Annotated in this window: 13 protein-coding genes; 8 read left to right on the forward strand and 5 right to left on the reverse strand. The window is 45.2% G+C overall.

Annotated elements, in window-relative coordinates; genetic code table 11:
- Positions 1-142 precede the first annotated feature (142 nt).
- The 4 genes from KY305_RS11670 to KY305_RS11685 all read right to left on the reverse strand — a co-directional run bounded on the left by KY305_RS11670 (position 143) and on the right by KY305_RS11685 (position 4,537).
- Positions 143-1,051, reverse strand: coding sequence for a DMT family transporter (locus KY305_RS11670; protein ID WP_223062670.1), 909 nt, complete (start codon positions 1,049-1,051; stop codon positions 143-145).
- Complete coding sequence (locus tag KY305_RS11675; RefSeq protein ID WP_223062671.1) at positions 1,048-1,875, reverse strand: AraC family ligand binding domain-containing protein; 828 nt, start codon at positions 1,873-1,875, stop codon at positions 1,048-1,050. The genes KY305_RS11670 and KY305_RS11675 overlap by 4 nt, the downstream gene beginning before the upstream one ends.
- Before the next feature lie 186 nt (positions 1,876-2,061).
- Positions 2,062-2,445, reverse strand: coding sequence for a hypothetical protein (locus KY305_RS11680; RefSeq protein ID WP_223062672.1), 384 nt, complete (start codon positions 2,443-2,445; stop codon positions 2,062-2,064).
- A gap of 13 nt (positions 2,446-2,458) precedes the next feature.
- The gene (locus KY305_RS11685) at positions 2,459-4,537 is read right to left on the reverse strand and encodes a T7SS effector LXG polymorphic toxin (RefSeq protein ID WP_262417722.1); all 2,079 of its coding nucleotides are present in this window, start codon (positions 4,535-4,537) and stop codon (positions 2,459-2,461) included.
- Between the two features lie 190 nt (positions 4,538-4,727).
- Here KY305_RS11685 and KY305_RS11690 point away from each other — a divergent pair, with 190 nt between their 5' ends.
- The 8 genes from KY305_RS11690 (at position 4,728) to trhO (ending at position 11,334) form a co-directional block, all read left to right on the forward strand.
- Positions 4,728-5,198: a helix-turn-helix domain-containing protein gene (locus tag KY305_RS11690; RefSeq protein ID WP_223062673.1), complete on the forward strand. Its 471-nt coding sequence runs from the start codon at positions 4,728-4,730 to the stop codon at positions 5,196-5,198.
- An 88-nt stretch (positions 5,199-5,286) separates the two neighbouring features.
- A complete protein-coding gene (locus KY305_RS11695) occupies positions 5,287-6,339 on the forward strand; it encodes an iron-containing alcohol dehydrogenase family protein (protein ID WP_223062674.1) in 1,053 nt (350 codons plus the stop codon).
- 100 nt (positions 6,340-6,439) lie between these two features.
- Positions 6,440-7,594 (forward strand): phosphoribosylglycinamide formyltransferase 2, encoded by a 1,155-nt coding sequence (purT, locus tag KY305_RS11700; RefSeq protein WP_223062675.1) that lies wholly within the window; start codon positions 6,440-6,442, stop codon positions 7,592-7,594.
- A gap of 523 nt (positions 7,595-8,117) precedes the next feature.
- Positions 8,118-8,651: a CDP-diacylglycerol--serine O-phosphatidyltransferase gene (pssA, locus tag KY305_RS11705; RefSeq protein ID WP_223062676.1), complete on the forward strand. Its 534-nt coding sequence runs from the start codon at positions 8,118-8,120 to the stop codon at positions 8,649-8,651.
- Positions 8,642-9,130, forward strand: a complete 489-nt coding sequence (locus tag KY305_RS11710; protein ID WP_223062677.1) for a DedA family protein — start codon at positions 8,642-8,644, stop codon at positions 9,128-9,130. The genes pssA and KY305_RS11710 overlap by 10 nt, the downstream gene beginning before the upstream one ends.
- Positions 9,123-9,938: a phosphatidylserine decarboxylase gene (locus KY305_RS11715; protein ID WP_223062678.1), complete on the forward strand. Its 816-nt coding sequence runs from the start codon at positions 9,123-9,125 to the stop codon at positions 9,936-9,938. Before KY305_RS11710 ends, KY305_RS11715 begins: the two co-directional genes overlap by 8 nt.
- Positions 9,939-9,979: 41 nt before the next feature.
- A complete protein-coding gene (locus tag KY305_RS11720; RefSeq protein ID WP_316252445.1) occupies positions 9,980-10,258 on the forward strand; it encodes a hypothetical protein in 279 nt (92 codons plus the stop codon).
- Between the two features lie 107 nt (positions 10,259-10,365).
- Positions 10,366-11,334 (forward strand): oxygen-dependent tRNA uridine(34) hydroxylase TrhO, encoded by a 969-nt coding sequence (gene trhO, locus KY305_RS11725; RefSeq protein WP_223062679.1) that lies wholly within the window; start codon positions 10,366-10,368, stop codon positions 11,332-11,334.
- A gap of 40 nt (positions 11,335-11,374) precedes the next feature.
- Here trhO and gltP read toward each other — a convergent pair whose 3' ends face one another.
- Positions 11,375-12,625: a glutamate-aspartate/proton symporter GltP gene (gene gltP, locus KY305_RS11730; RefSeq protein ID WP_223062680.1), complete on the reverse strand. Its 1,251-nt coding sequence runs from the start codon at positions 12,623-12,625 to the stop codon at positions 11,375-11,377.
- Positions 12,626-12,944 lie beyond the last annotated feature (319 nt).

The following is a 12,944-nucleotide window of genomic DNA, read 5'->3' on the forward strand; positions in this document are numbered from 1 at the left end:
ATTCATAGCTGGCAAACGTATGACAGCTTGTCTGCGCCTATGAAACTTCGGAGAGAGTCCGGAACGTCAGGGCGGGCATGCGGGGTGCCTTCTTATCAAAAAAGACAAGCGATCCCGCATCAATCGGAATCGCTTGCTTTATTTACACGTTTTCAGTCTTCTGCCTTGGCTTCGGTTTCATTTCTGACATATAAAGGCCGCATAAAATGAGTGCTCCCCCTGCAAGTGCGATCCAAGTCATTTTTTCCTGAAGGAACACCACAGATGCTGTGATTGTCACTACGGGAACGATATAAATATAAGCGCTTGTTTTGACAGCACCCAGTATCGAGACGGAATAATTCCATGTCACAAAGCAGACAGCAGAGGCTCCGATGCCGAGGTATAACATATTGAATATATTAGAAAGTGATGCGAAGGCATGAAACCCCTGTCTGAAATCAAAAATATACAAAAAGGGAATCATAAATACCAGACCGTACAAAAACACCCGCTGTGTCACTTCGATGGTATGGTAACGCCGTGTGCTGAGAGATTTCATAAAAATAGAATAAAACGCAAATACGATAGCCGCTGCTGTTGCGAGTACATCGCCCAGCGGATTCAAATGAAGCACCGCATTGCCGTTAAAGGTAATGCACAAAAGCCCGATAAGCGCCGTTGCAAATCCAGTGAAAAAGGAGAGACGGAGCGATTCCCCTTCGAGCATAAAATGAGCGAGAACCGCGGTAATCATCGGGATGATTGAAACAATAATGCCGACGTTGGATGCGTATGTATAAGTTAAGGCGATGTTTTCTAACAGGAAATAAAGCGTGACGCCGCAAAGTCCTGCGCCCGCAAACAACAGCTCCTCGCGCCAGCTTTTAACGGGAATCAGCCGCGGACGGACAGCCAAAAGGACGAAAAAGCCAAGTAAAAAACGATAAAATAAGATGGCAATCGGTGAAAAATCAGCCAGCAGCACTTTTGTAGAAATAAAGGTGGTGCCCCAAATCAGAATGGTGACGATAGCAGCCGCATGTCCGGCGGTTTCTTGTCGTGTCATCATCTATGAAACTCCTTTTCATAAATTTTCATATATTGCTTTGGTGTCAGGCCCACCTGCCGTTTGAAGAATTTCGTCATGTGGCTTTGATCACTGAACCCAGTGATCAAAGCCGCGTCAACAGGCATTACACCTTTCTCAAGGAGCTTTTTCACATGATTAACACGGATCGTCTCCAGATAGCTGTAAGGAGAAATTCCTTTCTGCTTTGTGAATGACCGTAAGAGATGATACTTGCTCCAGCCCGTAACTTTACTCAAATCATCAAGCATGATGTTGCCTGTATAATGGGCTTCTATGTATGCACACGCTTTTTTCACTTCATTGGACGGCTCTTGAGTGGTACTGGGAAATGTGACATCAGAGTATTCACAAATCAGCTCCTCCAAAAGATAAAAAAACAGTTCTTCTTTCCGTAAAGCCCGTTCCCCTTGAGAGATGAGCACATGCAGTTCCTGTAAACTCGATGTCAGCTCATGCCGGTACAACACATGCTGAGTGAAGTACGGCAGATTGTTTGCCCCTGTCATTTCCTTTACCGCTCTTTCCATTACATCCGGCATGACATTAATGCACCGATAATCCAGCGTCCGCCCGTCAATCTGCTCACAGCTATGCGTGTCCCTAGGATTAAAAAGCAAAAGATCACCGGGGCTGATGGTAAACTCCTGACCTTGGCAAACCAGCAGGCGCTGACCCTTTTCAATAAAACCGATGACATAATAGTCATGAAAATGATTCGGAAACTTTTGCATAATGCCTTTAAAGCGATATACCTCAACATTAAGATAGGGATCTAAAAATAATGAGCGGGTTTCGTTTTGCATCGGGCGCCTCCTGTCGGTGTGGTGGTTGATGTGTTAAGTGTAACATGGGGGGCGGGGATTTCTTGTATGATGTTGCTGTGTGGGGGAGTGATATGATAAAACCACGAATGATACCATCCGTGGTTAATCATTGTTTTGTTATGGAGTTTGAGAGAAAGAGCCTGTGGTAAGATGATGGGATATTCTTCAAAACTTAATATCAATTCTTTCCTCGAAAACTTCTACTCGATCCTTAGAAATCCATTTATCATAATAATATTTATCAGTTTTCTCTAATCCCAACTCTTGAGCAATTAATGAATCTGAAGTTCCTACATAATATTGATCGCTCGTTTCTTTAGAGATATTTACAACTTTCCCATCTAATTTTCCCTTGGTCTTTATACTATAACAATTGGTTATTTCATGAGGGGTCACTATTTTACTAAAAACTTTTGAATTGTATCTATCTATAAAACCTTTTTTAATTGATAAAGGATTGTCCGTTAAGATTAATAGATTGCCATCCATATCTTCTGTCATTTCGTATTCTTCGCCTTTAAAAATGCAGTAATTACCGTTTTTAATCAATTTAATCACCTTTTTAATTGTTTAATTTAATAAATTTTTTTCCGTCAAATATACCTACTAATTGTTCTTGTCCATTTATTACTGTGTATAGTTCAGATCCTGCTTTCGGTTTCAATCTCCTAGTAAACACCCACTCAGGAATGATTTGTCCATTTCTTGCTCCAGTAAACCCATTTTGTGTACAAGGAGGACCATCATTATTGCTTCCTCCGAATTGCTTGCCGTATGGAATTTCAATTTCTTCAGGATTAGATGTTTTAAAGCGTATCATTGCGTAGGAATCTCCGCCTTCAGGATAAGGTCTTGTCCCGTCAGGAAAAGCATAATCTAAACGTGAAGACTCAACTACATCTTCATACATCCGTATATTTGCTACATCCTCTACTTTGGCAACATAACCGCCAATTTCTGTGTACTTCCCAGATAAATAGTTTTCAACATCTTGTATCGGAATTGTTTTTTGTAACAATGTATCTTTATTAATTAGAGGCACGGCATCGCGTATCTCTTTCATTACTTTTATTTCTGTGCTTGATAATTCAGCTACTGGTCTTAACCTTAATTCATGAAAGTTCTCAAGATCAAGGCCGTGCCTCTTTAAATGTTTTGATATATTGTCGCTAAAACCAGTTAAATCTTTTGTTTGATCAAAACTAAGTTTCCCTTTTTGAATTTTAGTTTCCTTGCCTGTTTGGATAACTTTTTTGACAGTATCACCGCGATCAATCCTCACAACACTCTCCTGCTTCACATCAACCGCTTTCCCCGCCTGAGAAAATGGTTCTCCGATTCCTGAAAATGCAGGCTGCCATGGCTGAGAAGCTGATGATTTTCCTTTTGCGTAAATTCGCGCTGCCGCATTTTTCTGATCCGCAATAAAAGTCTTCGCTTCCTTCGTCACAAATTTCCCGGCTCTTGTCACCCCGGTGACTTTTCCGATGCCTTTTGCTCCTATGAGGGAGGCGAGGGCGTAGGCGATGTAGTGGGTGCGGCTGTAGGTGTCGCCGTGGATGATGTTTTCGTTCCATGAGGCTTTGAAGGATTGAACCATGTAATCGAATGTTTCCGGTGCGCTGTAAATGGCGCTGATGAGTTCTTGTCCGGCTTTGGCTTGTTCTATGGCTCCCGCGCGTCCTTGTGCTCTTTGCAGCCAGACGGCGATATCGTAAGCGCCGATGACGGCGTCTTTTCCTGCGTCCCATATCCCCAGCGTGATGCCTTTGGCACCGTCGATGAGCATTTGTCCGGCTTGGCGCATGGCTATTAGCTGGACGAGGCTTGAGTAATATTGTAATTGTTCGGCGTTCATGTTGTCAGCCCCGAGTTCTTCCGCAATGTTTACATATTCATCCGGGTCAGAAGTGCGGTCCAGCTTTTTCTGTAAAAAGGCCGTTTCTTCCTGCTGTTTGTTTTTGATGTATTGATGGGCTTCTTTTTGTATGCCGGCTTTTCTTTTATATACGTCAGTGTCGTGAAATGCTTTGGCGTTAAAAGACAGCGGGCCTCCGGCTTTACTTGTGAAGTCGGCAAGCGTCCGGAAAAAGGCTTCGGCTTCGTGCTCAAGCGCTTCAGATTGAGCGTATTCGTGCACCAGTTTTGCGTCGAGTTTATGTAAGTGTTCTGCCGTTTGCCGTTTTTGGTGATCGGCAGCGTCAAGTTTGCCGGTGACCGCGGATTTGTCAAACGGTGATAAGGACAGAATATCGTCAATTGATCTTAAAATTCGGCTGATCTCGTCGTGCTGGCCGTCGATGATATGGTGTGCTTTCTGCCCGGCATGGTTCAGTTCGCTTTCAAGAAATGATTCTTCCAGCAAATCATTTTGGCCAAAGCCCGCCTGTTCTATTTCTCTCGGAATGCTTTTGAAAAAAGTAATTTTCATGTCGAAGAGATCAAGCCACAGCCCTGCTCCGGAGGCTTGTTCATTGTAAAAGGCCCTTATGGCGTCCGCGCCTCTCCCTGTCATGGCGTCCATATTTGCAACACCGTGAAACTGTTGTTTCAGAGCGGCCATTTCATCTCTCGTTTTTTGATAAGCTTTCAGACGGCTGTCGGCTGAGTGAATGAGAGTGCTGGTTTCGAGTAGTTTCATATCCAGTGTCCTTTCGCCTGATTTTCTCTGTCCGTATTTTACCATGATGATTCCAATTTCTGATTACGATTTGAGAAAAAGAGGGAAAAAGGTACTTTTTTACTGATTCTTTTGATTCATTTAAAATTGTTCCGATAAAAAGGGAGCCCGGCGGTGTAAAATGGCATTATTCATAAGTGTGGAGGTTAAGATGGATCAAGATTATATCACTGAGCTTGTCTCAGTCCAGTTAAAGCGTATCCGGTCGGAGAGGGGGTATACCCAAGAGAAAATGGCAGATGTGCTCGGGCTTTCAAAAAAGTCGCTGGTGCAGATTGAGAAAGGCCGCTCGCTTGCGGGATGGGCGCATGTTGTGGCGGTGTGCGCGCTGTTCAGAACAAGTGAAGCGCTGCAATCTGTATTGGGAGATGATCCGCTGGAGGTAATAGAAACGGTTGCCCACCGCACGATTGACAGGCCTAAAGGAAAGACGATGGGCGGCAAGGTATGGTGGAAAGCAATCGAGAAAAAAGGAGAGTTTCGCTTACAGCAGCATTTGATTTCGCACCATTACCGCATTTTGGATTCCTATGATGACTTGTGGTTCAGCAGCTTTGAAAAGCAGGAGGCATTGGAGCGGCTGGATGAATTGTTTCTGGAGGCTGAAGAGGTGAAACGCTGACCTGACGCTTTCCGCATCTCAGGTTGATGTATTTTCTGACAAATGGGGAAATACATTTTATGAGAATCCAATTAAAGGAGAGATTCATATGAAGCCTGAAGACATCGTGCGAAGCGGACCGAATCAATATATATGCAAAGAAGGAATCGCAAAAGAGCTTTCCGGGCTGTTGGAGGGATTCAGGAAACCTGTGATTGTGACTGGAATCAAATCCTATCAGGCGTTTGCCGATTACAGCGGTCATTCTTCTTGGGATGTGATTCAGCATAAAGGATACTGCTCACCTGAGGCGGTGCGAAAGGTCTGTGAGCAGGCGGGGGATGCCGATGTGATCATCGGTATCGGCGGCGGTACGGTGTTAGATGCGGCGAAAGCGGCGGCAGACCGGCTGGATATTGAGGCTGTAATGATTCCTTCCATTGCGGGAACATGTGCCGCAAGTACGCCGTTAAGTGTCATATATGATGACAGAGGCAATTTTATCAGAGTGGATTATCATAAGCGTTCAAGCTATGTAACGCTTGTTGACCCGCTATTATTGCTTTCGTCTCCCATCGAATATTTTAAAAGCGGAATCGGTGATACGCTTGCGAAATGGTATGAAGCGGAGGCGGTCATCAGAAATACGGAGAATACGGTGTCTTTAATGGCGCAAACAGGGCTGCGGCAAGCGGTATATATCCGCGATATGTTACTGCAATACAGCGGGGAAGCCATCGAAAGCATGGAGAAAGGTGAGCTGTCCGTGCCGTTCATCCATACGGCAGAAACGATCATCACTCTTGCAGGCACGGTTGGCGGTTATGGCGGCCGTTTGTGCAGAATGGCAGGGGCGCATGCGGTTCACAACGGACTCAGCTTTATTGAAGAGACGCATCAGGTGCTTCACGGCCAGAAGGTTGCTTACGGCATACTGGTGCAGCTTGCGTTAGAGGAGCGGAGAAATGAAATTCAAGAGCTGATCCCGTTCTACCGCCGGCTCGGGTTTCCCGTCAGCCTGAGCGGTCTTGGCATTCATGAAAAGCAAGAGGAAGCCAAGCGGCAAATCGCTTCTCATGCCTGCCGGGCGGAGGAATCGCTATGCTTAATGGGGGACTATGAGGAGCAGGACGTGGCGGCTGCGATTGAATCGCTTGAATGATAGGGAAAAGACAGGATAAGAGCCGGTTCTTATTCTGTCTTTATTTTTTGAATATTTCCGTTATAATGAGTGAGGTAAAGAGAGGAAGGGGCAAAAGGACATGTATCAAGCGAAGAAAATGTTGTTGTTAGGATCAGGCGAGCTGGGAAAAGAAGTCATCATTGAAGCCCAGCGGCTCGGGGTTGTCACTGTAGCCGTTGACAGCTATGAGCATGCTCCAGCGATGCAGACCGCGCATAAAAGCTATGTTGTCGATATGCTCGATCAGGCGCAGATCAGGGAAGTTATTGAGAAAGAAAAACCTGATTTGATCGTGCCGGAAGTGGAAGCCATTGCCACAGATGAGCTATTGAAGCTTGAAGAAGAAGGCTTTCACGTCATTCCGAATGCGCGTGCGGCGAAGCTGACGATGGACCGGGAAGGCATCAGACGCCTTGCAGCTGAGACGCTTCACCTTCCGACGGCGGGCTATGAATTTGCGAATACATATGAAGAATTTACAGAAGCGGCAGAAAAAATCGGCTTTCCATGTGTGGTGAAGCCGCTGATGAGTTCTTCCGGAAAAGGACAGAGCGTGTGCCGTTCAGCTTCCGAGCTGAAAAGCTGCTGGGACATGGCAATGGAAGGCGGCCGGGTGAAAAACGGCCGGCTGATCGTGGAGGAATTCATTCCGTTTGAATCAGAAATCACCCTTTTGACGGTTCGTGCTGTGAACGGAACGTCCTTTTGCGCGCCGATCGGCCATGAACAAAAGGACGGGGACTATATTGAATCGTGGCAGCCTCATCACATGACGGATCAGCAGATAGAAGAGGCAAAACATATCGCGAAAAGCATAACGGACGAGCTTGGCGGATACGGCTTGTTCGGGGTTGAGCTTTTTCTTGCAAAAGATAAAGTATATTTCAGCGAAGTGTCTCCGCGTCCGCATGACACCGGACTCGTGACGCTTGTGACGCAGAATTTGTCAGAGTTTGCGCTGCATGTCCGCGCAATTTTAGGATTCCCGATTCCGGACATTATCCAGCTGCTGCCGGGGGCAAGCCGTCCGCTGAAAGCTCCGGAAGAGCGGGCTGATTATATGATCGAAGGTTTAGAAAAGGCTTTGGCCGTATCGAATACTCAAGTTCGGGTTTTCGGAAAACCTGTCACGAAAATCGGGCGGCGTATGGCGGTTGCGCTTTCTGCCGCTGAAACAGTTGAAGAAGCGAGAGAAAGAGCGGCCGAAGCGCTCAGCCATTTGTCCGTTAAATAGGTTTCTGTTCGAAAGGTGTCTTTACCGTAAGAGGTAGAGACACCTTTTTTATTTGGGCAGACTATATACTGGAAAACGGGCTTATGAGATAATGTAATGTACTGGTTAATTTTACTTAAGAAAAGGCGTATTTTTATTTTATGAAACTTTTCAAGCCCGCAATCGTTATATGTATTGTTCTCTTTTGACCAAGAAGAAAATAAATTATAGGGCTGGAATGTTTTTGGTTATGCAGATGCGGACAGACTGTCTGTTTGGCAGCAATGATTTCCGAGTGCGGGTCATGGAATATTTAAGCAGAAGATTAAAGAATAGAGATGAACCCGAATGTCTAACTTAAAACGAACAGCTGCAAAAAACAGAAATCACCAGAATTAATTGTTCAAATAACACCAAATGCTGTATAATAAAAGAATTTGAATGATAGCATTGAAAGAATTTCATTTTATGTTTCCATAAAATGATTTCATTATGCATACGCAGTCCGATTTGATATGGTTTTAATTGGAGGTTTGTGTAAACTGTGAATTATATACCTAGTATGATTACAATTGGAAATTTTATTTGCGGGCTTCTCTCGATTCATTCCCTTTTGTATCATAATATTCATTCTGCGGTGATCTTTATTTTCACCGGAATGTTTCTTGATTTCTTCGACGGTTTAGTTGCTCGTAAGCTGAACGCCGTTTCGGAGATGGGGAGGGAGCTTGACTCATTTGCTGATCTCGTCACATTCGGCGTGGCGCCGTCCATGCTTGCATATAGTGTCTCATTATATACGATTCCGTTTATCGGCATTTTTATCGCGCTTTCCTACAGCATCTGCGGGATGATCCGCCTCTCGAGATTTAATATTGAACAAAGCAGGCTGCCGACATTTATCGGCATGCCGATTCCGTTTGCAGGCATGTGCCTGGTGATTTTAAGCTTTGTCAATAATGCTATCCTGTTGGGTGTGGGAACGGTTGCGCTCGGTTATTTAATGGTCAGCAACATTAAATTCCCCCATTTTAAAAAACAGGCGCCTGAAAACCTGGAGAGCAGAAGATGGAACTAGTTCAGCAATTAATTTCTGATTACGGATACATCGCGATTTTTTTAATGCTGACGCTTGGAATTATCGGATTGCCTATTCCTGATGAAGTGATGATGACGCTCGTTGGCTATTTCACGCATTTAAAAGTGCTGAATTATGAGCTTTCCATTCTCATCAGCTTTATCGGGGCGCTGTTGGGGATGGTCATCAGCTACCTCATCGGCAGAAAAGCGGGCCGCCCATTTATTAATAAGTTCGGGAAGTGGGTCGGGCTGAAGGAAAAAAGGATGGAGAAAGTAGACAGGTGGATGAAGAAATACGGGCCGTACACGATTATTTTAGGCTACTTTATCCCCGGAGTCAGACATGTGACCTGTTACTTTTCAGGTATCGGCAGAATGGAGTTCAAAACTTATTTTTGCTTCGCTGCCATCGGAGCGTTTTTATGGTGTTTTATCTTTATTACTATAGGAAAATTCATAGGAGTAATCAATGTTTAATACTGCTGTAAAAGTTCTTTACCGTTCACTGATTGAACTGACAAATAATCGTTTTACGTCTTATCTCATTAAGGGCTTCTGTGAATCAAAGCTGAGCAAGCCGGTGATTCCGCTGTTTTCTAAACATTATCGTATCAACTGGAATGAAACGGGGCGCACAGCCTCTGAATTTGATTCGCTGGCGGCATTTTTCATCCGCGATATTAATCTGCATCTCCGCCCCGTGGCAAAGGAGTCAAACGCCGTTGTCAGCCCGGTGGACGGTGTTGTTCAGACAGTGGGGAAAATTAACCCGAACCAAACCTTCATGGTGAAGGGAAAAGATTATTCATTCGCCGAACTGACGGGGTTTAAAAGCGCCGATCATAAATATAACGGCGGCTATTTCGCCGTTCTTTACTTGAGCCCGAGGCATTACCACCGTTTTCATTCGCCGATCAGCTGTACTTATCAGAAGCTGGCCGAGCTTGGAAAACGTTCCTATCCCGTCAATCAAATGGGATTAAAGTACGGAAAAGATGTTCTCTCAAAAAACTACCGCTGTGTGTATGAGCTGACCCGGGAATATAAACAGATGCTCATGATTCCGGTAGGCGCGATGAATATTAACTCTATCGTTCAGACCAGTACCGGAAACCGGCTGGAAATGGGCGAGGAGCTGGGATATTTTTCGTTTGGATCAACCGTTATTTTAGTTTTCGAGAAGGATATGTTTACCCCTTCGGATAACCTGACAGAAGGCCGCGAGATTCAGGTCGGCCAGAGCATAGGTTATGCGGAGTCACATGAGGAGGCGCCCGCTTTATAAAGCTGCTCCTCTTTTTTATATGGTGTAAGGAAGGTGACGTTGTGGAAGAAAAGGATGTGGCAAAGCAGATCGAAGAGTATCAGCGCATGGGTGATAAACAGCTGCTTGAAGAAGTGCGAAACGCCTGCTGGCCTGCGGTTGAAGCGCTTATTTTAGAATTGGACGGAGACAGCGCCGATTTGCTTCGGGAGAAAGGCCGTGCCCGTTTTCCGTTTATCATCAGCAAGTATCAAACCGCTGTCCGGCTTCCGATAGAGACTTTTTTACGCAATACGTATCGGTTTTATTTTCAAAAGGTGCTAAAAGAAGACAAAGTGTGACTGGAAGAAAGAGTACAGACGGGAAATGTTCATCTTTCACACATTTTCCTGTATGATATAGTAGAGTGTGCATCATCATTAATATAATTGAACAGGGTGTATAAATCATGGAAAAACAATATAGAGTTTTACTTTATTATAAATATGTAACGATTGAAGAGCCTGAAGAATTCACGGCTCAGCATTTGGCGTTTTGTAAGGAGCTCGGTTTGTTAGGGCGTATTTTAATTTCTGAGGAAGGCATTAACGGTACGGTGTCCGGCACGATTGAACAGACAGATAAGTACATGCAGGCGCTGAAAGCTGATCCGCGATTTGCCGATATGCCGATCAAAATTGACGAGGCTGACGGCCACGCGTTCCGAAAAATGTTTGTCCGCCATAAAAAGGAGCTTGTCACACTTCGTTTGGAGGATGACGTTGATCCGAATGAAACAACGGGAAAACATTTGAAGCCGAAAGAATTTTATGAGCAGATGCAGGATCCTGATACGGTCGTCATTGATGCCAGAAATGATTACGAGTACGATCTTGGCCACTTCCGCGGAGCGGTCAGACCTGATATTGAGGCTTTCCGCGAACTGCCGGAATGGATTGAAGAGCATAAAGATATGCTCGAAGGCAAAAAAATCCTGACATACTGCACAGGCGGTGTCCGCTGTGAGAAATTCTCAGGCTGGCTTTTAAAGCAGGGCTTTGAAGACGTATCCCAGCTTGACGGCGGTATCGTTACGTACGGAAAAGACCCTGAAGTGCAAGGAAAGCTATGGGACGGACAGTGCTACGTATTTGATGAAAGAATCAGCGTGCCTGTCAACCATGTAGAACATGTGATTATCGGAAAAGACTACTTCACGGGCGAGCCGTGCGAGCGTTATGTAAACTGCGCAAATCCGGCATGTAATAAAAAGATGATCTGCACACCGGAAAACGAATACAAATACATGCGCAGCTGCAGTCACGAATGCCGTACGAACGAACGCAACATGTATGTGAAAGAGCACGGCATGACGCCGGAAGAAATCAATGAAAGACTCGCTCTCATTGAGAAGGAAGACCATGCGGCGATTGATTAATAGAAGGAAGACCGCCTGACTCACAGGCGGTCTTTTTTGTTTACATACTTTCTGTTCGGGCCGGCTGCTCTCGTGTGACAGGGCCTTTATATTGAAAAGCTTTTTCCCATTTTGACACGACGATACAGGCGACCGCATGGCCCGGTACGTTCACGCCCGTTCTTGCCATATCCATTACACGGTCCACACCGGCAATAATGGCCACGCCCTCTGCCGGAAGCCCGACGGCGTTTGCGGTTGCCAGAAGCACGACAAGTGAGCCTGACGGAACGGCGGCAATGCCCTTGCTTGTCATCACAAGAACAAGCATCATGAGCAGCTGCTGGGAAAGCGGCATTTCCACATGGAACGCCTGGGCTAAAAAGATGCATGAAACGGATAAATACAGGCTGGAGCCGTCGCAATTCAGCGACAAACCTGAGGGAACCACAAAGGAGACGACCCGTTTCGGGCATCCGTATTTCTCCATGCGGTCCATCAGCTGAGGCAGAATGGTTTCAGTGCTCGTTGTGGAAAAAGCGATCAGAAACAGATCCCAAATCATTTTCAGCACTTCAAAGTATTTGATTTTAAAGAGAAGGCCTACAATCGGAAACAGGACAAACAAGATCAGAAACAGTCCGAGGAACACGGTGCCGATCAGTTTCAGCATCGGAAGCAAAAGTGCGATCCCGAATTGGCCGACTGAGGCAGCCATAAGAGCGAGCACGCCGATCGGAGCAGTGACCATCACCATTTGCGTCAGCTTGAACATAATGTTGGCGGTAGATTCAAAGAAATTCATGACTGGGGCGGAGGCTTTACCGATGCCGGCGGCGGCGACACCGAATAAGATCGCGAAAAAGATGACGGCAAGAAGATCATTTTTTGCCATGACATCAATGATGTTAACGGGGATAATATCAATAAGCATTTGTTTCAGATCAACTACTTTTTCCGTATAGCCGGAAAGCTCATGGATATCTTTCTTGGCCAAATGCGAGAGGTTAAGTCCGACTCCCGGCTTCAGCACGTTGGCTAACAATAAGCCGAGGCCCAGCACAAGCGTCGTAATCACTTCAAACCAAATAATCGTTTTGATGCCGAGGCTGCCCATTTTTTTCATACTCCCGCTGCCGGCCGCTCCGATTACGATGGTTGAGAACACGATGGGCACAACAATCATTTTAATCAGGCGGATAAATCCATCTCCGACGGGCCGCAGCGCCATCCCGAAATCCGGGAAAAAATGGCCGATGACTGCCCCGATGACTAAGGCGATTAAAATTTGGAACGCGATAAATTTTTTCAAGCGAATCCCCCTTTTACTTACGCATTTCTTACGTAATTCGTTAAGCAAGCGGAAACCACCTTCCTCTCTGCCACAAAATTGTCACAAAGATTGCCAAAATGAAAAGAGAGGATGATTTAGATTATGTAAGCGCAAACATTGAATATGACAGAAAGTCCTTGTGTAAAAAAAGGAAGTTCTAAGATAAAGAAAAGAATTTTGGTAAAAAATATTAATAATTTTGCCGATAATGCGATTAACAGTGGTATATTTGTTATGATACTTTCAACTGCATTCTCATTTATCTGTGCATAAACGATTCGGACAGAGGAAACATGCA

Source organism: Bacillus sp. YC2 (assembly GCF_019891195.1).
Classification (GTDB): Bacteria; Bacillota; Bacilli; order Bacillales; family Bacillaceae; genus Bacillus.